Genomic DNA, 23,487 nt, shown 5'->3' with positions numbered 1-23,487 from the left:
TGTGGGTGGTGTTGTGCGTGTTGTTGGATGACCACCTAGTCCCCTTCCCCCTCATGATAACGCGGCGGGGCCCCAACGAGTGGTGGTTGGGGGCGCCCCTCTCCGGCCCGTATCGACGCTCCCCTGCGCATGTTTCACGTGAAACCGTACGTTTCACGTGAAACACCCGCGTGGGGAGTCTCCGTCAGCCTGACGATCCGCGGATGAAGCCTCCGTCGTCTCCACCGTTCTGGCCCGGCGGATCAGGCGTGGTCGGTGGCGACTCGCCGCCGGTACTGCCGTCGGTGTCCCCGCCTTCCGTGGCACCACCGTCGTTCTCGCACTGCCATTCCCAGTCGGAACAGGACTCACTCGGGTCGGGGCTTCCGGAGGGAGTCGGAGAAGTCCCGGTGTCCGAGGGGGTCGGCGTGGGTGACTTCTCCGGCTCCTCGGTCTTCGACGGGGTCGGGGTCGGGGTCGGCGGCGGAGTCTCACCGACGACCCTGCCGATCTCCTTCGGCACGGGGAAGTTGATCACGGACTCGCCCTTGAGGGCCTGCTCCATGTAGTCGTGCCAGATCTCCGCGGGGAACGAGGCACCGTGGATCTTCTTCTGGCCACCCGTGCCGAACATCTCCAGGAACTCTCGCTTCTTGTTCCCTTCGTTGTCGTCGAGCCGGTACATGCTGATCGCGGTCGACAGCTGCGGGGTGTACCCGACGAACCAGGCCGACTTGTTGCCGTCGGTCGTACCGGTCTTGCCCGCGACCTGGCGGCCGCTCAGCTTCGCCGAGGTGCCTGTGCCCTTGTCGACGACGGTCCGAAGGACGTCGGTGACGTTGTCGGCAACCGTCTCGTCGAAGGCCCGCTTGGTCTGCGTCTCGTGCTCGTAGACGGTGTTGCCCTTGTGCTCGACTTCCTTCACCGAGTACGGATCGTTCTGCTTGCCGCTGCTCGCGAAGGTGGAGTAGGCGCCGGCCATCCGGATCGCGCTCGGAGAGGACGTACCGAGCGAGAAGGACGGGTAATTGGCGCTGGCCAGGCTGTTCTCCTTGATGCCGGAGTCGATGGCCGCCGCCTTCACCTTGTCCAGACCGACGTCCATGCCGAGCTGCACATAGGCGGAGTTGACCGACTCCCGCATCGCCTCGCGGAGATCAATCTGATAGGTCGGCGCGTTGTAGTCCGCACCACCATCGTTGGTCTGCAGCCACTCCTTGCCTTCCTTGTCCTTCCAGATACTGCCGTCGTAGTTCTGGATCTTGAGCTTGTTCTTGCCGCTGTAGAGGCTCTTGGGGTTGACGATGGTGCGCTCGCCCTCGCCCTGATCCGGCAATCCGTCCGGGTCGCGCGTTCCGTCCTTGAACGCCGCCGCGAGCACGAAGGGCTTGAACGTGGAGCCGACCTGGGCACCGGTCTGGTCCGCGTTGTTGGTGAAGTGCTTGGTCGCGTCCTCACCGCCGTAGATGGCCTCGATCGCGCCGTTCTCGGGATTCACGGACGCGCCACCGAACTGGACGTGCTTGTCCTTGTCCGGTCGCAGCTTGGTGTTGAGGTTCGCCTTGCGGACCTTGATCACGGCCTTCTCGAGCTTCTCGACCTTCTTCCTGTCGAAGGTCGTGTGAATCTCGTAGCCGCCCTGCTGAAGATCGTTGGCCGTGATCTGGCCATCGCTGTTGTTGATCACGTACGCCTTGGCCAGGTCGACGAGATAACCGATCTGCCCGCCCAGCTGGGCGTTGGAGCGGGGGTTCTCCAGCTTCGGGAACTTCGTGTACTTGGCCCGCCTCTCGGCGGTCAGGTGGCCGTCCTTGACTTCCTCGTCGAGGATCCACTTCCAGCGCTTGGTGGCCCTGGCCTTGTTGGCATCGGGCGAGGCAGCGGGGTCGACCTCGGGTGAACCCGCGGGGTCGTAGTACGTGGCGCCCTTGAGGACCGTCGCCAGGAGCGCGCTCTGGCTGGGGTTCAGTTCCTTGGCGTCCACGCCGAAGTAGGCGCGGGCGGCGGCCTGGATGCCATAGGCCCCGCGGCCGTAATAGGCGGTGTTGAGGTAGCCCGCCATGATCTCTTCCTTGGAGACCTGCCGACCGACCTTTATGGAGATGAAGAGCTCTTTGAACTTACGCGTGAACGTCTGCGACTGGTCGCCCAGGCGCGCGTTCTTCACGTACTGCTGGGTGATGGTGGAGCCACCCTGGGTCTCTCCGCCCTTGGCCATGTTCACCAGGGCACGCGTGATGCCCATGGGGTCGACGCCCTTGTCGTCCTCGAACGTCTTGTTCTCGGCCGAGATGACGGCGGTGCGCATCTCCTTGGGGATGTCCTCGTAGTCGATGATCTGGCGGTTCGTCTCACCACCGGTCGCGACCATCTGCTTGCCGTCGTTCCAGTAATAGACGTTGTTCTGCGCCTTGGCCGCGTCGTCGACCTTGGGAACTCCCACCAAGGCGTAGGCGATCCCCGTGACCGCCATCAGGCTTCCGAGGAAACCGACGAACAGGCCGGTGACCAGGCGCCAGGACGGCACCCAGCGACGCAGGCCGTCCTTCTCCGCGCGCGGGTAGTCGATGAACCGCTTCTTTCGGGGCTCGTGGCCGCCACGACCCCGGCCGCGGCCGGGCCCATTCGGGCCACCGCCACCGCGCCGACCGCCTCCGCGCCCGGCACCGGCGCCGTCGGACGCCCTGCGGCGACCGCCGGAGCCTACGGAACCGCTGCGCTGTGCGGCACGACGAGCCTCGGCACGGCCGCCGTAGGACCGGTCCCCGTCGTCGGGGGCCCCCGATCCGTGCGAGCCGGTTGAGGAAGAGGGCGATCCAGTGGCGCCACGCGGTGCCGCGCGGCGACCCGACGACGCGCCTGGGACGCCGCGTCTGGCCGCGGCGCGTCCGCCGCCCTGCGGCTGCGGCGGTTTGCGACGGTGCTCGCTCATCGAACGATTACTCCTCGGGCAGGCGCAGGTATCCGCGCCTGGAAACGGCGGCTGGTTTCCGGTCCCCCCGAAGTACGTATGAGTCCCTCCCGGCACTCACCCGCACTACACCAGGGACAACGACGCCCTCAGGTGTCACTTGGTTCCCGGCGGTCTGCATGGCGCACAGACTACGCACCGTCAAAACCCACTTAGGGCAGAAGTTCACCCCAAATCAGGCAAGTTACTTCCTACGAATCGGTGATGTGACGCCGTTCACCGTTTCCCCCCTTGTCTCATCAAGGAGGCCGTTCTATCGTCTCGATGTATCGAGTCGATACATCAGCTCGGCATAAAGACCGTGTCGACAGACGCTGGCAGACGGGAGGCGAAGATGAGCAGACGCTCCGGCATCCTCGAGTTCGCCGTGCTCGGCCTGCTGCGCGAGTCCCCGATGCACGGCTATGAGCTGCGTAAACGACTCAATACTTCGCTGGGAGTGTTCCGCGCCTTCAGCTACGGGACGCTCTACCCCTGCCTCAAGACGCTGGTCGCCAACGGCTGGTTGATCGAGGAATCGAGCGGTACCCCCGAGGAGGCCCTCGCGGCCCCGCTCTCCGGGCGCCGCGCCAAGATCGTCTACAGGCTGACGGCGGAAGGCAAGGAGCACTTCGAAGATCTGCTCTCCCAGACCGGCCCCGACGCGTACGAGGACGAACACTTCGCCGCCCGCTTCGCCTTCTTCGGGCAGACATCGCGGGACGTACGCATGCGGGTCCTCGAGGGGCGTCGCAGCCGCCTCGAGGAGCGTCTGGAGAAGATGCGCGCCTCCCTGGCCCGTACCCGGGAGCGCCTGGACGACTACACGCTTGAGCTGCAGCGGCACGGAATGGAGTCCGTGGAGCGCGAAGTGCGCTGGCTGAACGAGCTCATCGAGAGCGAGCGAGCGGGACGGGACCAGCAACGGTCCGCCCCGGACAGCTCCGCTCAGCACGACAGCACATCTGGGGAGTCGGGCGGCCTGCCCCGGCGGCGGGGCGAGAACCCGCCGCCGGATCCGTCCGATGACACCGCCAAGTGAGACCCCGCGATCCGCAGGGTCTCATCCGGAATACACGAATCACACAGGGAGCAACCGGAATGGGTTCGGTTCGCGTAGCCATCGTCGGCGTGGGCAACTGCGCCGCCTCGCTGGTCCAGGGCGTCGAGTACTACAAGGACGCAGACCCGGACACCAAGGTCCCGGGCCTGATGCACGTCCAGTTCGGCGACTACCACGTCGGTGATGTCGAGTTCGTCGCCGCCTTCGACGTCGACGCCAAGAAGGTCGGCCTCGACCTCTCGGACGCCATCGGCGCCAGCGAGAACAACACCATCAAGATCTGCGACGTGCCGAACAAGGGCGTCAGCGTCCAGCGCGGCCACACCCACGACGGTCTGGGCAAGTACTACCGCCAGACCATCGAGGAGTCCGCCGAGGCCCCCGTCGACGTCGTCCAGATCCTCAAGGACAAGCAGGTCGACGTCCTCGTCTGCTACCTGCCCGTGGGTTCCGAGGACGCCGCGAAGTTCTACGCGCAGTGCGCCATCGACGCCAAGGTCGCCTTCGTCAACGCCCTCCCGGTCTTCATCGCCGGCACCAAGGAGTGGGCCGACAAGTTCACCGAGGCTGGCGTCCCGATCGTCGGTGACGACATCAAGTCCCAGGTCGGCGCCACCATCACGCACCGCGTGATGGCAAAGCTGTTCGAGGACCGCGGTGTCCGTCTCGAGCGCACGATGCAGCTCAACGTCGGCGGCAACATGGACTTCAAGAACATGTTGGAGCGCGACCGCCTCGAGTCCAAGAAGATCTCGAAGACGCAGGCCGTCACCTCGCAGATCCGTGACCGCGAGCTGGGCGAGAACAATGTCCACATCGGTCCGTCGGACTACGTCGCGTGGCTCGACGACCGCAAGTGGGCGTACGTCCGCCTCGAGGGCCGCGCCTTCGGTGACGTCCCGCTGAACCTCGAGTACAAGCTCGAGGTCTGGGACTCGCCGAACTCGGCCGGTGTCATCATCGACGCCCTGCGCGCCGCGAAGATCGCCAAGGACCGCGGCATCGGCGGCCCGATCCTCTCCGCGTCCTCGTACTTCATGAAGTCCCCTCCGGTGCAGTACTTCGACGACGAGGCGTACGACAACGTCGAGAAGTTCATCAAGGGCGAGGTCGAGCGCTAAAGCTCGCCGTTCGAACAGTTGTTGAGGGCCCCCGGTGATCTGCCGGGGGCCCTTCCCCTATGTGAGGCTGTGAACCATGGCTGTCGTCGGTGACCTGCGCGTATTACTGCGTCTGCGGGATTTCCGGCGCCTGCTCGCCGTCCGGCTGATCTCCCAGGGCGCGGACGGCGTCTATCAGGTGGCCCTGGCCACTTACGTCGTCTTCTCCCCGGAGAAGCAGACCTCGCCGGCCGCGATCGCCTCCGCGATGGCGGTGCTGCTCCTTCCTTACTCCCTGATCGGCCCCTTCGCCGGTGTGCTCCTCGACCGCTGGCCACGCCGGCAGGTCTTTCTGTACGGCAATCTGCTGCGGGCCGCTCTTGCGTCGGTGACCGCGGTGCTGATGCTGAGCGGCGTGCCCGACTGGCTCTTCTACGCCTCCGCGCTCTGCGTCACGGCCGTGAACCGTTTCGTTCTCGCCGGGCTCTCGGCGGCGCTGCCCCGGGTGGTCGATTCCGAGCGCCTGGTGATGGCCAACTCCCTCTCACCGACCGCGGGGACGCTGGCAGCCACCGTGGGCGGCGGTCTCGCCTTCGTCGTCCGCCTGGTGGGTCCCGACTCGGACGCGACCGTGGTCCTGCTCGGGGCCGCCCTGTACCTCTGTGCGGCGCTCGCCTCGCTGCGGATGGCGCGTGAGCTGCTCGGTCCGGACCCCGAGCTGATGAGGCCGCGGCTCGCGACGGCGCTGGCCGGTACGGCACGGGACCTGATGGCCGGGGTGCGACATCTGTCGCAGCGACGCCCGGCTGCCCGCGCGCTCCTCGCGATGACGCTGATGCGGTTCTGCTACGGCGCCCTGTCGGTCATGGTCCTGATGCTCTGCCGGTACGCATGGTCGTCCTCGGAGTCCGACGGACTCGCCCTGCTCGGGCTCGCCGTGGGGGTCTCGGGGGCGGGCTTCTTCGCGGCGGCCGTGGTGACTCCCTGGGCGGTGAGCCGGTTGACGGCCGGCGGCTGGATCGTGGCCTGCGCGGGCGCCGCGGCGATCCTGGAACCGGCGCTCGCCCTCCCGTTCACCCCCGTCCCGCTGCTGATCGCCGCGTTCCTGCTGGGCCTGACGACACAGGGAGCAAAGATCGCCACGGACACAGTGGTGCAGTCGGCGGTGGACGACAGTTTCCGTGGCCGGATCTTCTCGGTCTACGACGTCCTGTTCAACGTCGCGTTCGTCGGCGCGGCAGGAGTAGCCGCCCTGATACTGCCGCCTGACGGGCGGTCGGTCCCTCTGGTGGTCACGGTGGCCGTTATCTACGCAGCGATTGCTGCCGCTATGGCCAGGTTTGACGCGCAGTAAGTGTCACATCAATGCCACAGTGCCACCCTGAACTTCAGAGATGTCACTCCCTCCCTATAACTTACGGACGTCGCATCCGCGCCATCGCGCTTTCGTTCTAGGGGGACCCCCAAGTGACCACACCGCCCCAGGGCCAGAATCCCTACGGCCAGGGCGTGCAGCCGCACCCCGGCCAGCCGGGACAGCCCGGCCAGCCCGGCGTTCCGCAGCAGCCCTACCCGCCGTACAACCAGGGCGCCCCGGTTCCGCCTCCGGCCGCTCCGAGTGGCGGCCGACGCGTCAACAAGCTGGTCCTGCGGATCGGTGGCGTCATAGTCGTCGGCATCCTGATCGCCGTCGGCAAGTGGTACTTGGGCAAGAGCGATGCCGAGACCACCGCCGTCGGCGACTGCCTGCACAACAAGGGCACGCAGTCCGCGCCGGACCTGAAGAACACCGACTGCTCCTCGAGCGACGCCGAGTTCGAGGTCATCGAGAAGTTCGACAACACCAGCAGCGTCAGCAAGTGCGAAGCGGTCAAGGGGACCGAGGTCTCCTACTACCAGACCGGTGGCGGCCACGACGTGGTGCTCTGCCTGAAGAACAAGTAACGGCATACGCGAAGGGGGCACTGTTTCACGTGAAACAGTGCCCCCTTCGCATGTCCGGATCCGGTGCGATGTTTCACGTGAAACATCGCACCGTTCCACGCCTCACTCCTGCTCGACCCACCACTCCTTGAGCGCCGCGACCGCCGCGTCCCGCTCCATCGGCCCGTTCTCAAGGCGCAGCTCAAGCAGGAACTTGTAGGCCTGGCCGATCACCGGCCCTGGCCGCACGTCCAGGACCTCCATGATCTCGTTGCCGTCCAGGTCGGGACGGATCGAGTCCAGCTCCTCCTGCTCCTGAAGCCGCTCGATGCGCTCCTCAAGACCGTCGTACGCGCGCGACAGCGCATTGGCCTTGCGCTTGTTGCGCGTCGTGCAGTCGGACCGGGTCAGCTTGTGCAGCCGGCCGAGGAGAGGGCCTGCGTCGCGTACATAGCGCCGGACGGCCGAGTCCGTCCACTCACCCGTCCCATAGCCGTGGAAGCGCAGGTGCAGCTCCACAAGCCGCGAGACGTCCTTCACGAGCTCGTTCGAGTACTTGAGCTCCGTCATGCGCTTCTTTGCCATCTTGGCGCCCACCACCTCGTGGTGGTGGAAGGAGACCCGGCCGTCGTCCTCGAAGCGCCGCGTCCGCGGCTTCCCGATGTCGTGCAGCAGCGCCGCGATCCGCAGCGTCAGGTCCGGGCCGTCCTCCTCCAGCGCCATCGCCTGCTCCAGGACGATCAGCGAGTGGTCGTAGACGTCCTTGTGACGGTGGTGCTCGTCACTCTCCAGGCGCAGGGCCGGAAGCTCGGGCAGCACACGGTCGGCGAGACCTGTGTCGACAAGTAGAGCAAGTCCCTTCGCCGGGTTCGGCGAGAGGAGCAGCTTGTTCAATTCGTCACGCACACGCTCAGCGGAGACGATGTCGATGCGCTCGGCCATCGCCTTCATCGCGGCGATGACGTCCGGAGCCACCTCGAAGTCCAGCTGCGCGGCGAACCGTGCGGCCCTCATCATCCGCAGCGGATCATCGGAGAAGGAGTCCTCCGGGGTGCCCGGGGTGCGCAGGACTTGCTCTGCCAGGTCCTCGAGACCGCCGTGCGGGTCGATGAAGTCCTTCTCGGGGAGCGCGACGGCCATCGCGTTGACCGTGAAATCACGGCGTACGAGATCTTCCTCGATGGAGTCGCCGTACGACACCTCGGGCTTGCGCGACGTCCTGTCGTACGCCTCGGACCGGTAGGTCGTCACCTCGATCTGGTAGCCGTCCTTCTGGCTCCCGACCGTGCCGAAGGCGATCCCGACCTCCCACACCGAGTCCGCCCACGGCCTGACGATCTTCAGCACGTCCTCGGGGCGGGCATCGGTCGTGAAGTCCAGGTCGTTGCCGAGCCGGCCAAGGAGCGCATCTCTGACCGATCCGCCGACCAGGGCAAGGGAGAACCCGGCCTCCTGGAAACGGCGGGCAAGGTCGTCCGCGACAGGGGACACACGCAGCAGTTCGCTGACCGCGCGGCGCTGCACCTGGCTCAGTGCGCTGGGATTTTCTTCATTGGCGTTCGGCACAACAGAAAAGGGTACGTGCCCCGGACACCCCCGGCCGCCCGGTTTTCGGCGGGCTGCCCGGGCCGCGCGCCCCTCTCCGGCCAGGTCTTCCGATCATGTGGAGCAGTCCGCGGCACTTCGCCACAGCGCACCTCGTTACCATGCGTGGACGCACAACCGACGACCACTGACGACGACGAGGACGGGCAACGCGTGGCCGAGGCGGCAGACTACCCGGGGACCAGTCCCTCACCTGCCCGCCGGTGGCTCCGGCGTACGGCAGCGTTGCTGGCTGCGGCCCCATTGCTGACCGGCATGCTGCAGCTGTCGGCGGAGCCGACCGCGCACGCCGCGGCACCGAGCGCGGCGGCGAGTGCCACCGGTTCGAGAACCGTGGACGTCTCGCTCGACTCCCTCACACCCGCCGCTCCGACGGACGGCGACACCGTGACCGTCCGCGGGACGGTCACCAACGACGGCAAGCAGCCGGTGACGGGAGCCGAGGTCGGGCTGCGCCTGGGGCCGGTCCTGAGCGGCCGCAGCGCGATCGACTCCGCCGCCAAGCGCACCGGCTACCAGCAGGGAACCGACGGCACGGAGGTCGGCGGCAAGTACGTCGAGAAGTTCTCCAAGCTCGCCCCCGGCGTTCCGCAGGACTTCAGCATCTCCGTGCCGGTCAAGGCTCTGGACCTCGGCGAAGACGGCGTCTACCAGCTCGGTGTCTCGCTGACGGGCCGGACCAGCGCACAGCCGTGGTCCCAGGTGCTCGGCTTCGAGCGGACCTTCCTGCCGTGGCATCCGGACGCCGCCGACACGAAGACCAAGACGACCGTCCTGTGGCCGCTGATCTCCACCTCGCACCTCACTGCGGAGACCGGCTCGGACGAACAGCAGACGCCCGTCTTCACGGACGACGACCTGGCCAAGGAGCTCGCTCCGGGCGGTCGCCTGGAGCAGATGCTGTCCAAGGGCAGCGAGCTCGACGTCACCTGGGTCATCGACCCCGACCTGCTGACCTCGGTCGACCGCATGACGCGGAGCTACCGCGTACAGGACGCCGACGGCAAGGGCACCACCGCGGGCAAGCACCAGGCGCTCGCCAGGGACTGGCTCAACAAGCTCGAGCAGACCGTGAAGGACAAGAAGGTCGTCGCTCTGCCCTTCGCCGACCCCGACCTCGCCTCGCTCGCCCACAACGGCAGGACGGTCACCGGCTCACTGGGCCAGCTCAAGGACGCCACCGATGCGGGGGCGAAGGCCGTGGAGGTCACCCTCCACGTCAAGCCTCAGTCGGACTTCGCCTGGCCCGTGAACGGCGCCCTCGATCCGTCGATCGTCGATGTCGCCACCTCCGCCGGTGCCCACACGGTGATCGCCCGGAGCGACAGCCTGCGCGAGTCCAGCGGGCTGCCGTACACGCCCAACGCGGCCCGCCCCATCGGCGGCGGCACCACGGCCGTGGTGGCCGACGCCCGCCTCTCCACGGCCTTCCAGGGCGACATGACGGGGGCCGAGAGCTCCACGCTCGCCACACAGAAGTTCCTAGCCCAGAGCCTGATGGTCACGCTGCAGAGTCCGGACAAGCAGCGCAACATCGTCGTCGCCCCGCAACGCATGCCGTCCGCCAGCCAGGCCCAGACGATGGCGAAGGCACTCACCGCCCTCTCCGACGAACGCTGGTCGGAACCGCAGGGCCTGTCGGCGGCCGCCAAGGCGAAGCCGGACTCGGCGGCCTCGACCCAGGTGCCTTCGGCCGGGTCCTATCCGACGTCGCTGCGCAAGCAGGAGCTGCCGAAGGCGGCCTTCAAGTCCATCCAGAGCACCCAGAACAAGCTCAACCGCTTCCAGACGATCCTCAGCGAGCCCGACCGCGTGATCACGCCCTTCGGTCGGGCCATAGACCGCGAGATGTCGACGTCCTGGCGCGGCCGGGCCGGTGAGGCGGGGACATTCCGCCAGGGCGTGGCAACGTACCTGAACACGCTCGTCAAACAGGTGGCGCTGATCTCGAAGTCCGACGCGAAGCTCTCCGGACGCAGCGCGACGATCCCGGTGACGGTGCAGAACAACCTGGTCCAGGGCGTCGACAACCTGGTTCTGCGCCTGACGTCGTCGAACCCCACCCGTCTGAAGATCGGCGACAAGGCCTACTACGAGCAGCCGGTCAAGGTCGCCGGCGGGCACGCCCAGTCGGTGAAGTTCACCACCACCGCCAATGCCAACGGCCCGGTCGAGGTCTACGCCCAGCTCTACACCCAGGACGGCCAGCCGTACGGCGACGCGGTCCACTTCGACGTGAAGGTCACCGAGATCACCCTCACCGTGATGCTGGTCATCGCGGGCGGCGTGCTGCTCCTGGTGCTCGCGGGATTCCGGATGTACACCCAGCGCAAGCGGGCCGCCCGCCAGCAGGCCGAGGAAGACCCGGAGGACGGCCCCGACGGCGAGTCCGGCACGGAACCGGGGGAGGACGACCCCGAGCAGCCGAGTGACCCGACACCGGACACCGCTCCGGAAAGCGCCGACCCGTCGGACACGGGTGAGAGAGTGGACCGTTGAGCGATGTCGTGGCCGGTGGGCCCGGGGACGATGAGGTGGGGTAATCCATGAACGCGCCGTACGACGGTGACCGTGGCCAGGGGGCCGGCGACGCCGGTCCTCCTGAGGGCGAGCAGGTGCCACCGCAGCCTGCCCCGGACCTGTACCTCCAGGACGCCTACGACCAGGATCCCTACCGGGCTCAGGACCTCACGGCACAGGACCCGGTGACCGAGGCCCTCTACGACCGCTCCGCGCACCCCCCGCCGCCTCCCGGCTACTACCAGGACCCCCAGCCGCTCTACGCCCAGCCGCCCTCCCCGCAGCACGCCCCGGACCCCCGCGTGTGGGCCCAGACCCCGGCCCCCGAGCCCGAAGGCCCGACCCGGCACCTCCCGTACGGCGACGACGCCCGTACGACGCAGTTCGTGGGCGTCGATGACCTGGTCACCCATTCCGGCGAGGAACGCCACGAGCCGGACGCCTTCGCCCATCTCTTCCGCGACCAGCAGCCCAGCGGCTACCGCGAGCAGCCTGTCGGCTACCAGCAGGAGGGCTACCCCCAGGGCAACGGGTATCCCCAGGGCAACGGCTACCAGCAGCAGGGCGGCTACCCCCCTCAGGGCGGCTACCAGCCCGCCGAGCCCCCGATGGTCCCGGCCCCGGCAGCTCCCCCGGCCCCCGCTCCGGCCCCCCCGAAGTCGGGCGGCGGCGGACGCGCGGCGAGCCTGCTGAAGTCGAGCGCGGTGATGGCCGCGGGCACGATGGTCTCCCGGCTCACCGGTTTCGTGCGCACCATGGTGATCACTGCGGCTCTCGGCGCCGCGACGCTCGGTGACGCCTGGACCGTCGCGTACACGCTCCCAACGATGATCTACATCCTGACCGTCGGCGGCGGCCTCAACTCGGTCTTCGTTCCGCAGCTGGTGCGCTCCATGAAGGACGACGAGGACGGCGGCGAGGCTTACGCCAACCGCCTGCTGACCCTCGTCATGGTCGCGCTCGGCCTCATCGTCGCCCTGGCGGTCTTCGCGGCGCCGCTGCTGATCAAGCTGATGTCGACCCCCATCGCGAACAATCCGCCGGCCAACAACGTCGCGGTCACTTTCGCCCGCTACTGCCTGCCCACGATCTTCTTCATGGGCGTGCACGTGGTGATGGGGCAGATCCTCAACGCCCGCGGGAAGTTCGGCGCGATGATGTGGACTCCGGTCCTCAACAACATCGTCATGATCTTCACGTTCGGCCTGTTCATCTGGGTCTACGGAACATCCGGTGACTCGGGGATGAAGGTCGAGACGATCCCGGCGGACGGTGTCCGTCTCCTGGGCATCGGAACTCTGCTCGGTCTGGTCGTCCAGGCCCTGGCGATGATTCCCTATCTGCGCGAGACGGGCTTCCGGTTCCGGCCCCGCTTCGACTGGAAGGGCCACGGACTCGGCAAGGCGGCCAAGCTCGCCAAGTGGACGGTGCTCTTCGTCCTCGCCAACCAGGCCGGCGTGCTCGTCGTCACCCAGCTGGCCACCGCCGCGGGCAAGGCCTCCGGCAAGGACGGCACGGGCATCATGGCCTACTCCAACGCCCAGCTGATCTGGGGCATGCCACAGGCCATCATCACCGTGTCCGTCATGGCGGCCATGCTGCCCCGCATCTCGCGGGCGGCCCACGACAACGACCCCGGCGCCGTCCGCGACGACATCTCGCAGGGACTGCGCACATCCGCGGTGGCAATCGTCCCGGTCGCCTTTGCGTTCGTGGCTCTCGGCATCCCGATGTGCACCCTGCTGTTCGCCTCCAGCGGCAGCCAGGCCGCCCAGTCCATGGGCTACGTCCTGATGGCGTTCGGACTGGGCCTGATTCCGTACTCGGTCCAGTACGTCGTTCTGCGCGGCTTCTACGCCTACGAGGACACCCGGACGCCCTTCTACAACACAGTCATCGTCGCCGCCGTCAACGCGGCGGCAAGCGCACTCGCCTACGTCCTCCTGCCCGCCGAGTGGGCTGTGGTCGGAATGGCCGCCTCGTACGGCCTCGCCTACGCGGTGGGTGTCGGCGTCGCCTGGCGCAGGCTGCGCAACCGTCTCGGCGGCGACCTGGACGGCACTCACGTCCTGCGTACGTACGCCCGGCTCGCCATGGCGTGCATCCCGGCGGCGATCCTCGCCGGAGCCGTCGGCTACGGGATTCTCAAGGCTTTGGGGGACGGCGCCGGTGGTTCGCTCATCGCGTTGGTCGTCGGTGGAGTCGTCCTCGGGGGCGTCTTCTTCGTCGCCGCCCGAAAGATGCGGATTGCGGAGCTGAATTCCATGGTCGGGATGGTCCGCGGCCGTCTCGGACGGTGAGATCGAGGAGTTCGCACAACCATCACCGGCTACTGCGTGTCGTGCATAGCGCCGGACTGTGGGCACAATTGGCTTTGGCGTCTGACGAAGCGCGATGGATGGGGAGGCAGGAACGACGGTGGCGGAACGGAGCACGGCTGCCGTCGACGTGGCAGACAACAGCGGCGATGAGCCGCTGACCGCGAAGGCGGACGAGGCCACGGCCGACGGGGTGGCCCAGACCCGGGAGCGGGAAACGGCAGAAGAAGGCACGGCTGAAACCGATGAGCCCACGAGCCCGGGGGCGGCATCACCCCCCGAGCTGCACAGCGGCCACAAGCTCGCCAGACGCTATCGACTCGAAGAGTGCGTCACCCGTCTGGACGGTTTCAGCAGCTGGCGTGCGGTGGACGAGAAGCTCCGCCGTGCCGTCGGAGTCCATCTGCTGCCCGCCGATCATCCCCGGGCACGATCAGTACTCGCCGCGGCCCGCTCGTCGGCGCTGCTCGGCGACCCCCGCTTCGTGCACGTCCTGGACGCGGTCGAGGAGAACGACCTCGTCTATGTGGTGCACGAATGGCTGCCCGACGCCACGGAACTCACCGCGCTGCTCGCGGCGGGCCCTCTGGAGGCGCACGACGCGTACCAGCTCGTCAGTCAGGTCGCCCAGGCCATGGCGGCCGCCCACCGTGAGGGTCTCGCCCACCTGCGGCTGACCCCGAGCGCGGTGCTGCGGACGTCCACCGGTCAGTACCGCATCCGCGGCCTCGCCGTGAACGCTGCACTCCGCGGCATCAGCTCGGACACCCCGCAGCGCACGGACACCGAAGCGATCGGCGCACTGCTGTACGCCTCGCTGACCCAGCGCTGGCCGTACGAGGACGACGCGTACGGCCTCTCCGGGCTGCCCAAGGGCGTCGGCCTCATCGCACCCGACCAGGTGCGCGCAGGCGTGCACAGGGGCCTCTCCGAGCTCGCCATGCGCGCGCTGGTGAACGACGGGGCGACGGCCTCCCGCCAGGAGCCGCCGTGCACGACGCCGGAGGAGCTGGTGAAGGCGATCGGCGAGATGCCGCGCATCCGCCCGCCCGAGCCCGTGTTCACCGCACCGCCCGAGTACCAGCGCACGACCTATCAGCAGGGCACGTACGGCCGCACCACGCCGCGGCCTCCGGGCGCCACCCAGACGATCCCGACCCCGCCGCCCCCGCTGCAGAGCCGTACCGGAAAGGCCCTCAAGTGGGCCGTGTCGGCGCTTCTGATTGCGGCCCTTGGACTCGGCAGCTGGCAGCTGGCGGACGCCCTCATGGACCGCAACAACTCCGATGAGCCCGGCAGCTCGGACACCTCCGACGAGGGCGACAAGAGCGAGCCGAAGACCGCGCATCCGATCAAGATCGCGAGCGGCGAGGAGTACATCCTTGACGGCGGCCCGCAGGACCTTCAGGGCGTCCCCAACACATACGACGGCGACGAGTCGACGTACTGGCGGTCCAAGAGCTTCATAGAGGGCCCCAAGCTGGCTCCGTACAAGCCCGGCGTCGGGATCGTCTACGACCTCGGCAAGGAAGAGGACGTGTCGACGGCGTCGCTCGGGCTTCGTTATCCCGGCGACCACACGACGGTCGAGCTGTACGCCGCGAACTCGATGTCCTCGTCGACGCCTCCGAGCTCGATGAAGAAGATCGGAACCGTCACGACCTCGGGCAAGAGCGCCCAGATCAAGGCGAAGAAGCCGGTCACGACGCGTTACGTGCTGGTCTGGCTCACCGATGTGCCGAAGTCACCCCGTGATGAGTACAGCAGCGCTGGGTACAAGCAGGCCATCACGGATGTGAAGTTCGCAGGCTGAGGCCGAAGCTCACCGGGGGAGGGGGTTCGACGGTGGACGACACCAGGCACGGCGAGATGAGCGACCAGGAACTCCTGGCCGCCCACGTGGCCGGTGACAAGGACGCCTTCGGTGAGCTCGTCCGGCGCCACCGCGACCGCCTGTGGGCCGTGGCCCTGCGCACGCTGGGCGACCGCGAGGAGGCCGCTGACGCGGTCCAGGACGCCCTGGTATCCGCCTACCGTGCCGCCCACACCTTCCGCGGCCAGTCGGCCGTCACGACGTGGCTGCACCGGATCACCGTGAACGCCTGCCTCGACCGGGCTCGCAAGGCTGCTTCCCGCAAGACCTCACCCATCGACGACACCGAACGGCTGGAGCAGCTCCTCGAACCGCACGAGTCAGCGGAGGCACCCGTCGAGCGGGGTGATCTGCACCGCCAGCTCATCGAGGCGCTGGGCACCCTGCCGCACGACCAGCGCGCCGCCCTCGTCCTGGTGGACATGCAGGGCTATCCGGTGGCCGAGGCGGCCCAGGTGCTCGAGGTACCCACCGGCACCGTCAAGAGCCGCTGCGCACGCGGCAGAGCAAGACTGCTGCCGCTGCTCACCCATCTGCGCGCGGAGACACGCACGCGGCCTGGAGACAGCGGCGACGACAAGGACGGCAAGAAGTCGGGCCCGGGAAGGAACCGGACGCAGGGGACATCCGTCCCACCTGCAGCGGGGCCACGGGATACGGGACCAAGCGATTCAGCTGCTGTGAAGGGCGGAGGTGGGCGAGCGTGACAACCACGACCGACTCGGCCGGGCACCCAGAAGTCGCTGAGATCTCCGACCTCACCGAGGGGCTGCTCCCCCCGTCCCGGACCGTCGACGTGCGACGGCACCTGGACGATTGCACCCTCTGTGCCGATGTCTACGACTCCCTCGAAGAGATCCGCGGCATGCTCGGCACGCTGCCCGGGCCGCCACGTATGCCGGCCGATGTCGCCGGACGCATCGACGCGGCACTGGCGGCGGAAGCACTGCTGGACTCCATCGCACCCGGCTCCGCCGAATCGATCGAACCCGATCCGCTCGCGCCTGCGGCCACCTCACGTGTTTCACGTGAAACATCGTCGGCCGCCGATGAACCCCGGAAGTCCTCCGAGTCGTCCGCACCGTCTCGCACCCCTGCCTCCGGCCCACCCGTGGACCGGCCCGCAGGACACTCTCGCGCCGCCACGGGTCCCGGACGCGGAAGCCGCTTCCGGTACGGCCGTCGCCGCAACGTAGTGCTCGGCGCCGTCCTCACGGCGGCCGCCATCGGCCTCGGTTCGTTGTTGATACAGAACGTGGGCGGCGACTCGGGCGGCAAGAGCGACACGGCATCGGAGCACGGCGACTCCGCGCATGCCTTCTCCGAGGGCAAGCTCAAGGGCCAGGTGACCGACCTGCTCGCCAAGTCACCCACCGTCGGTCCAGATTCCGGCAGCGACAAGCCGTCCTTCGACGTGCGCTCCAGCCCGGAGTCTCCGAAGGACAAGACGGTGCCCAAGCGCGAGGCCACCGTCACCGTCCCGCAGTGCATCCAGCTCGGCCTGGGCAACAGGACTCCGCTCGCCGCCGAAGAGGGCACCTACAAGGGCAAGGACGCCTACCTCGTCGTGGCGTCCCATGACTCCGACAGCACGAAGGTCTCCGCGTACGTGATCGACGCGGCCTGCGTGGACAAGGCGTCGTCCGACAGCGCTGCGGGCAAGGTGCTGCTGACCAACTCCTACACGCGGCCCTGACCCTCACACCGCCTCGGCGGGAGACTCGGCTGAGCGTGGCATCCTGGCGTCCCTGACATGCTTCCGTGCGCTCGGACACGTCGGGAATGCATGCCCCGTAGGATCCGTTGGGTGGGGTGAGAGACCTGAGACAGGCACCCACCAGCAGTACGCAGCAGTCTCCAGAGACGAGGAATCAAGCCGTGACCGACGTCCGTAACGTGATCATCATCGGCTCCGGGCCCGCCGGCTACACGGCGGCGCTCTACACCGCGCGAGCGTCGCTGAAGCCCCTGGTGTTCGAGGGCGCCGTCACCGCCGGCGGTGCGCTGATGAACACCACCGAGGTGGAGAACTTCCCCGGCTTCCAGGACGGCGTCATGGGCCCCGACCTCATGGACAACATGCGGGCACAGGCGGAGCGCTTCGGCGCCGAGCTGGTGCCGGACGATGTGGTCTCCGTTGACCTCACCGGGGAGATCAAGACCGTGACGGACACGGCGGGCACCGTGCACCGCGCGAAGACCGTGATCGTGACGACGGGCTCGCAGCACCGCAAGCTCGGCCTGCCGAACGAGGACGCGCTCTCCGGCCGCGGCGTCTCGTGGTGCGCCACCTGCGACGGCTTCTTCTTCAAAGACCAGGACATCGCCGTGATCGGCGGCGGCGACACCGCGATGGAAGAAGCGACCTTCCTCTCGCGCTTCGCCAAGTCCGTGACGATCGTGCACCGCCGCGACACCCTGCGTGCGTCCAAGGCGATGCAGGAGCGCGCGCTGGCCGACCCGAAGATCAGCTTCATCTGGGACAGCGAGGTCGCCGAGATCAAGGGCGAGCAGAAGCTCTCCGGGCTGACGCTGCGCAACCTGAAGACGGGCGAGACCTCCGAGCTGCCCGTCACCGGCCTGTTCATCGCCATCGGCCACGACCCGCGCACGGAGCTCTTCAAGGGCCAGCTCACGTTGGACGACGAGGGCTACCTTCAGGTCGACGCGCCGTCGACCCGGACGAACGTGCCCGGCGTCTTCGGCGCCGGTGACGTCGTCGACCACACGTACCGCCAGGCGATCACGGCGGCCGGCACCGGCTGCTCCGCCGCCCTCGACTCCGAGCGGTTCCTCGCGGCCCTCGTGGACAGCGAGACGGCCGCAGCGACCGTCTGACATCCCATCCTCCCCACCGCACCACCAAGTTAAGGAGCCCGCCGTGGCCGGCACTCTGAAGAACGTGACCGACGCCTCCTTCGAGGAAGACGTCCTGAAGAACGACAAGCCCGTCCTGGTGGACTTCTGGGCCGCCTGGTGCGGACCGTGCCGCCAGATCGCGCCGTCCCTCGAGGCGATCGCGGCCGAGCACGGCGACAAGATCGAGATCGTCAAGCTCAACATCGACGAGAACCCGGGCATCGCTGCCAAGTACGGCGTCATGTCCATCCCGACCCTGAACGTCTACCAGGGCGGCGAGGTGGCCAAGACGATCGTCGGCGCCAAGCCGAAGGCCGCTCTTGAGCGCGACCTCGCGGACTTCATCGCCGAGTAACGAGCGACGCCGCCGCAAGCGGCGCGTGGGCGATGTTTCACGTGAAACACGAATGGGCCAACCCTCCGGGGTTGGCCCATTCGCATGACAGGGATTGGCAGGGGGAGATCAGAGCGGTCGGAGCACGGGCTCCTTCTGCACCGCCCCGAGCAGCCGGTCGAGCGCCATCTCGACGTCCTCCTTCCAGGAGAGCGTCGTCCGCAGCTCAAGCCGCAGCCGTGGATACGAGGGATGGGGACGGACGGTCTTGAACCCCACCGCAAGCAGATGATCTGCCGGCAGCACGCAGGCGGGCTTCTCCCATCGGGCATCGCCGAAGGCCTCGATCGCCTTGAAACCGCGCCGCAGCAGATCCTTCGCGACCGTCTGAACGATGACGCGGCCGATCCCCTGCCCCTGGTATCCCGGCATGATCCAAGCGGTCATCAGCTGCACGGCATCGGGCGACACAGGGCTCGTCGGAAAGGCAGTGGCACGAGGCACGTACGCCGGCGGGGCGTACAGCACGAAGCCGACCGGAACATCATCGACGTAGACGACTCGGCCGCAGGATCCCCACTCCAGCAGGACGGCGGAGATCCACGCCTCCTTCTCGAGCTCTGGCGTACCGGCCTTTACCGCGGCCTGGCCCCTGACCGGATCCAGCTCCCAGAAGACACACGTCCGGCAACGCTGGGGAAGGTCCGGAAGGTTGTCCAGCGTGAGCGGTACGAGCCGACGCCCCATGAAGGCTGTTCCTCACTTCCTTCGCCCGCCGCATCACGGGCGGCGGTCAGAGCGCTCCGTTCCTTCAGCAGGCTGCCGACGAATCCGCCGACTGCTCCCAGCCCAAGGCCCGCAGTCATCAATCCGGTGCGGCTCACCGATCGCATGGCCCTCCCCTCCCCAATGAGGTGCCGCCAGCTGGATGCGCCATACCCAATCGCATCGTATCCACGATGCGATTGCACCGATACCGTAAGAAAGCAAAGAGCGGGCCGTGTTCCGGTACACACCGGACACGGCCCGCTCTCAGCGTCAGCTGACGAGGCTCAGCCCTTCTCGCCCTCGGCCGTACCGTCCTCGGCGGACTCGTCGGCGGATTCCTCGGCGAGCCCGTTCGTCAGGACCGGACCCTCGCCCGGGGCGAGCGTCGCGAGGATGCGCTCCAGGTCGTCCAGCGAGGCGAAGTCGACGACGATCTTGCCCTTCTTCTGCCCCAGATCCACCCGCACCCGGGTCTCGAACCGGTCGGAGAGACGAGTGGCGAGGTTGGTCAGCGACGGCGACACCCGAGCGCCCGCACGCGGCCCCTTGGCCCGCGGGGTGCTCTGCGGCCGCGAACCCATGAGGGTAACGATCTCCTCGACGGCCCGCACCGAGAGCCCCTCGGCCACGATCCGGTGCGCCAGGCGATCCTGCTCCTCCGAGTCCTCGACGGACAGCAGGGCACGGGCGTGACCCGCGGAGAGCACTCCGGCAGCCACCCTGCGCTGCACCGCCGGCGACAGCTTGAGGAGGCGCAGCGTGTTCGAGACCTGCGGGCGGGAGCGGCCGATGCGGTCCGCCAGCTGGTCGTGCGTGCAGTTGAAGTCCTTGAGCAGCTGGTCGTAGGCGGCGGCCTCTTCCAGCGGGTTCAGCTGCGCACGGTGCAGGTTCTCGAGGAGCGCGTCCAGGAGAAGCTTCTCGTCGTCCGTCGCGCGGACGATCGCCGGGATGCGCTCGAGACCGGCCTCACGGCAAGCCCGCCAGCGCCGCTCACCCATGATGAGCTCATAGCGTGAGGGCTCCACCTGGCGTACGACGACAGGCTGGAGAAGCCCGACCTCCTTGATGGAGGTCACGAGCTCGGCGAGGGCGTCCTCGTCGAATACCTCGCGGGGCTGCCTCGGGTTGGGCGTGATGAAGTCGAGCGGCAGTTCGGCGAAGTGCGCGCCGACCGAGCTCTCCTCAGGCTCCACCGCTGCGCTCGACGGCTGCTCCGTTTCATGTGAAACAGGGCTCTGCGGGAGCGCCGCCACCTTCGCGGCCGCCACCCCCCGCTCAGCCGTGAGTACGGGTGCGGCACCGGGTGAGGCCGTAGCTCCACCCATGGCCTGGGCGGTCGACTTCTCCGTCGGGGCCGCAGGGATCAGGGCGCCGAGTCCACGACCCAGCCCTCTCCGTCGCTCGCTCACTGCATCCCCTCCGTCGTGCTGTGCTGATCATTCTGGGCGCCCATGTGGGCGTGCTGTACGTCGTAGCGAATACCGACGCCGCGTAGCGCGATCTCCCGGGCCGCCTCGAAGTACGAGAGGGCGCCGCTCGAACCCGGATCGTAGGTCAGCACCGTCTGCCCGTAGCTCGGCGCCTCGGAGATACGGACCGAGCGCGGAATGCTCGTCCGCAGAACCTCTTCGCCGAAGTGGCTGCGCACCTCGTCCGCCACCTGTGAGGCGAGCCGGGTCCGGCCGTCGTACATGGTGAGCAGGATCGTCGAGACGTGCAGGTTGGGGTTGAGGTGCCCCCGTACCAAGTCCACGTTGCGCAGGAGCTGGCCCAGGCCCTCCAGTGCGTAGTACTCGCACTGGATGGGGATCAGTACCTCCGCGCCGGCGACCAGGGCGTTGACCGTCAGCAGACCGAGCGACGGCGGGCAGTCGATGAGGATGTAGTCCAGCGGCTGCTCGTACGCCTGGATCGCTCGTTGCAGGCGACTTTCCCGCGCCACCAGCGACACCAGCTCGATCTCCGCACCGGCGAGATCGATGGTGGCCGGGGCGCAGAAGAGTCCCTCGACATCGGGCACCGGCTGTACGACTTCGGACAGCGGCTTGCTCTCGACCAACACGTCATAGATCGACGGCACTTCGGCGTGGTGGTCAATCCCCAGAGCCGTGGAGGCGTTGCCCTGCGGGTCGAGGTCGACGACCAGGACGCGCGCGCCGTGCAGAGCGAGCGAAGCGGCGAGATTGACGGTTGTCGTCGTCTTGCCTACTCCACCCTTCTGGTTGGCAACCACCATGACTCGGGTCTGCTCGGGTCGTGGCAGGCCCTCGCCTGCACGGCCCAGGGCTTCCACCGCCAGTTGGGCAGCACGACCGATGGGGGTGTCGTCCATCGGGGGCGGTGTTTCACGTGAAACATCCTCCCCCGCCGACTCGGTACGGGGACCGGGGACCGGATCGGTCATCGGTCCCGCGATGTTGGCGTCGGACCGCAAGGATTCACTCTCCTCGACTTCAGGCTCGCAATGAACAGAGCCTCCCATGCTTTGAGGGTCATGAACCAGCGAGGCCCGGTCTTCTGTGGACGAATCCACCTCTGTGGACAACTCCGTTCCCTTATCGAGGGAACCGAGTGGCCGCCGATCGCGAGGTTCCGCAGCGCGGCCGCGACTGATGATGCCATGCAGCAGTGAGCGACGTTTCACGTGAAACACGATGCACGGCAGCCGGGGTGCCGCTGGTGCGACACCCCGGTATGCGTACGTTTGGCAGCTTGTGTGGAGTACGGCTCGTCGTCAGGACGGATGAACGACGAGAGTCCGACCACTCATGAGCGGAAGAGGAGCGGAGCAGAGAAAGCGGAGGAGACGGAGAAGGCGGAGAAGTCAGGGGGTGCCGGGGCAGCAGCCCTCAGCGACGACGCCGGGTCCGCCCCGTCCGGGCCGCCTTCGCGCGCTTGGCCGCGAACCGCACACCACCGGGGCTCTCCCCGACCTCGACCCGCACGACCGTGGACAGCGGGTCCACCACACCCTCACCGACGTGCAGCACCGAAGTGGTCACCGCGCCGAGCTTGCTCAGGGCGGCCCCTGCGGCCTTGACCTCTTCCTCGGCCGTGTCGCCCTTGAGCAGCAGCATCTCCCCGTACGGGCGCAGGAGCGGCACGCCCCAGGCCGCGAGGCGGTCCAGCGGCGCCACGGCCCGCGCGGTCACCACGTGGACGGGAGGCAGCTTGCCGAGCACCTCCTCGGCACGACCACGCACGACGGTCACGTGGTCAAGGCCGAGCAGCTCGACCACCTCGGTCAGGAAGGTCGTCCGCCGCAGCAGCGGTTCAAGCAGCGTGATCTTCAGGTCCGGCCGGACGAGAGCCAGCGGAATGCCCGGCAGACCCGCCCCCGACCCGACATCGCACACCATCACGTTCTCGGGGACGACCTCGGAGAGGACGGCGCAGTTCAGCAGATGCCGCTCCCACAGCCGGGGCACTTCGCGTGGACCGATCAGCCCGCGCTGCACTCCCGCGTCGGCCAGCAACTCCGCGTACCGGACCGCGTCCGAGAAGCGCTCACCGAATACCGCCCGGGCCTGCTCGGGCGCCGAGGGGAGCTCCGCTGCCTCCGTCACGAGGACCGTCCTTCCGTACCGCACTGGTGTGGCTGACTATCAGGCTGACAAAGACCGGCCCCGCCTGCGAACAGACGGGGCCGGGAAAACAACGCGCGATCAGGCAGGAAGCACGACGACGAAGCGCTGCGGCTCCTCGCCCTCGGACTCGCTGCGCAGACCGGCGGCCTTGACCGCATCATGCACGACCTTGCGCTCGAAGGGCGTCATCGGCTTGAGGTTGACCGGCTCGCCCGAGCTCTTCACCTCGGCCGCCGCCTTGGCGCCCAACTCGGAGAGCTCCTCGCGCTTCTTGGCGCGGTAGCCCGCGATGTCCAGCATCAGGCGGCTGCGGTCACCGGTTTCACGGTGCACCGCGAGACGCGTCAGCTCCTGGAGCGCCTCCAGGACCTCACCGTCACGGCCGACGAGCTTCTGCAGATCGCGGCTGTTCGAGTCGCTGATGATCGAGACAGCGGCGCGGTCGGCCTCGACGTCCATGTCGATGTCGCCGTCGAGATCGGCGATGTCCAGCAGACCCTCGAGGTAGTCCGCCGCGATCTCACCCTCCTGCTCAAGACGGGTGAGAGTGTCGCCGGCCTCGACCTCGGCCTCGGCGGGGGCGGTGGTGCCTTCCGTCACGGGATGGA

18 protein-coding genes are annotated in these 23,487 nt (G+C 67.9%); 11 read left to right on the top strand and 7 right to left on the bottom strand.

What is annotated here, in order from left to right:
• Positions 1–184: 184 nt before the first annotated feature.
• The gene (locus ACQKIP_RS07225; RefSeq protein WP_365859399.1) at positions 185–2,911 is read right to left on the bottom strand and encodes a transglycosylase domain-containing protein; all 2,727 of its coding nucleotides are present in this window, start codon (positions 2,909–2,911) and stop codon (positions 185–187) included.
• A gap of 373 nt (positions 2,912–3,284) precedes the next feature.
• Between ACQKIP_RS07225 and ACQKIP_RS07220 the strand changes: the two genes are divergently transcribed.
• The 4 genes from ACQKIP_RS07220 to ACQKIP_RS07205 all read left to right on the top strand — a co-directional run bounded on the left by ACQKIP_RS07220 (position 3,285) and on the right by ACQKIP_RS07205 (position 7,036).
• On the top strand, positions 3,285–3,971 hold the full coding sequence (locus tag ACQKIP_RS07220; RefSeq protein WP_365859397.1) for a PadR family transcriptional regulator: 687 nt from the start codon (positions 3,285–3,287) through the stop codon (positions 3,969–3,971).
• A gap of 59 nt (positions 3,972–4,030) precedes the next feature.
• A complete protein-coding gene (locus tag ACQKIP_RS07215) occupies positions 4,031–5,113 on the top strand; it encodes an inositol-3-phosphate synthase (RefSeq protein WP_365859395.1) in 1,083 nt (360 codons plus the stop codon).
• Positions 5,114–5,189: 76 nt separating this feature from the next.
• On the top strand, positions 5,190–6,446 hold the full coding sequence (locus ACQKIP_RS07210; protein WP_365859393.1) for an MFS transporter: 1,257 nt from the start codon (positions 5,190–5,192) through the stop codon (positions 6,444–6,446).
• 113 nt (positions 6,447–6,559) lie between these two features.
• Positions 6,560–7,036 (top strand): LppU/SCO3897 family protein, encoded by a 477-nt coding sequence (locus ACQKIP_RS07205; protein ID WP_365859391.1) that lies wholly within the window; start codon positions 6,560–6,562, stop codon positions 7,034–7,036.
• A 102-nt stretch (positions 7,037–7,138) separates the two neighbouring features.
• Here ACQKIP_RS07205 and ACQKIP_RS07200 read toward each other — a convergent pair whose 3' ends face one another.
• Complete coding sequence (locus ACQKIP_RS07200) at positions 7,139–8,581, bottom strand: CCA tRNA nucleotidyltransferase (protein WP_365859389.1); 1,443 nt, start codon at positions 8,579–8,581, stop codon at positions 7,139–7,141.
• Between the two features lie 192 nt (positions 8,582–8,773).
• Here ACQKIP_RS07200 and ACQKIP_RS07195 point away from each other — a divergent pair, with 192 nt between their 5' ends.
• The 7 genes from ACQKIP_RS07195 to trxA all read left to right on the top strand — a co-directional run bounded on the left by ACQKIP_RS07195 (position 8,774) and on the right by trxA (position 18,545).
• Entirely contained in the window at positions 8,774–11,119 is a 2,346-nt protein-coding gene (locus tag ACQKIP_RS07195; protein ID WP_365859387.1) for a DUF6049 family protein, read from the top strand.
• Positions 11,120–11,166: 47 nt separating this feature from the next.
• Positions 11,167–13,440 carry a murein biosynthesis integral membrane protein MurJ gene (gene murJ, locus ACQKIP_RS07190; RefSeq protein WP_365859385.1) on the top strand — a complete coding sequence of 758 codons (2,274 nt, stop codon included), beginning with the start codon at positions 11,167–11,169 and terminating at the stop codon, positions 13,438–13,440.
• Between the two features lie 118 nt (positions 13,441–13,558).
• Positions 13,559–15,271 carry a protein kinase family protein gene (locus ACQKIP_RS07185; RefSeq protein ID WP_365859383.1) on the top strand — a complete coding sequence of 571 codons (1,713 nt, stop codon included), beginning with the start codon at positions 13,559–13,561 and terminating at the stop codon, positions 15,269–15,271.
• Positions 15,272–15,327: 56 nt separating this feature from the next.
• Positions 15,328–16,038, top strand: a complete 711-nt coding sequence (gene sigM / locus ACQKIP_RS07180; protein ID WP_427742417.1) for an RNA polymerase sigma factor SigM — start codon at positions 15,328–15,330, stop codon at positions 16,036–16,038.
• Positions 16,035–17,027: a hypothetical protein gene (locus ACQKIP_RS07175; RefSeq protein WP_365859380.1), complete on the top strand. Its 993-nt coding sequence runs from the start codon at positions 16,035–16,037 to the stop codon at positions 17,025–17,027. Before sigM ends, ACQKIP_RS07175 begins: the two co-directional genes overlap by 4 nt.
• A 182-nt stretch (positions 17,028–17,209) precedes the next feature.
• Positions 17,210–18,169, top strand: coding sequence for a thioredoxin-disulfide reductase (gene trxB, locus ACQKIP_RS07170; RefSeq protein WP_361193792.1), 960 nt, complete (start codon positions 17,210–17,212; stop codon positions 18,167–18,169).
• Positions 18,170–18,212: 43 nt separating this feature from the next.
• Positions 18,213–18,545: a thioredoxin gene (trxA, locus tag ACQKIP_RS07165; RefSeq protein ID WP_135332065.1), complete on the top strand. Its 333-nt coding sequence runs from the start codon at positions 18,213–18,215 to the stop codon at positions 18,543–18,545.
• 108 nt (positions 18,546–18,653) lie between these two features.
• Here trxA and ACQKIP_RS07160 read toward each other — a convergent pair whose 3' ends face one another.
• The 5 genes from ACQKIP_RS07160 to ACQKIP_RS07140 form a co-directional block, all read right to left on the bottom strand.
• A complete protein-coding gene (locus ACQKIP_RS07160; RefSeq protein WP_365859377.1) occupies positions 18,654–19,271 on the bottom strand; it encodes a GNAT family N-acetyltransferase in 618 nt (205 codons plus the stop codon).
• A gap of 305 nt (positions 19,272–19,576) precedes the next feature.
• Entirely contained in the window at positions 19,577–20,701 is a 1,125-nt protein-coding gene (locus ACQKIP_RS07155; protein WP_365859375.1) for a ParB/RepB/Spo0J family partition protein, read from the bottom strand.
• Complete coding sequence (locus ACQKIP_RS07150) at positions 20,698–21,774, bottom strand: ParA family protein (protein WP_361193801.1); 1,077 nt, start codon at positions 21,772–21,774, stop codon at positions 20,698–20,700. The genes ACQKIP_RS07155 and ACQKIP_RS07150 overlap by 4 nt, the downstream gene beginning before the upstream one ends.
• 367 nt (positions 21,775–22,141) lie before the next feature.
• Entirely contained in the window at positions 22,142–22,858 is a 717-nt protein-coding gene (gene rsmG, locus ACQKIP_RS07145; RefSeq protein WP_361193803.1) for a 16S rRNA (guanine(527)-N(7))-methyltransferase RsmG, read from the bottom strand.
• A 99-nt stretch (positions 22,859–22,957) separates the two neighbouring features.
• Positions 22,958–23,479 (bottom strand): protein jag, encoded by a 522-nt coding sequence (locus tag ACQKIP_RS07140; protein WP_135332061.1) that lies wholly within the window; start codon positions 23,477–23,479, stop codon positions 22,958–22,960.
• Positions 23,480–23,487 lie beyond the last annotated feature (8 nt).

The organism is Streptomyces sp. NPDC059900 (genome assembly GCF_050270335.1).
In the GTDB taxonomy this organism is placed as follows: Bacteria; Actinomycetota; Actinomycetes; order Streptomycetales; family Streptomycetaceae; genus Streptomyces.
The sequence above is the reverse complement of the archived record's forward strand: the minus strand, read 5'-3'. Positions and strand labels throughout refer to the sequence as shown.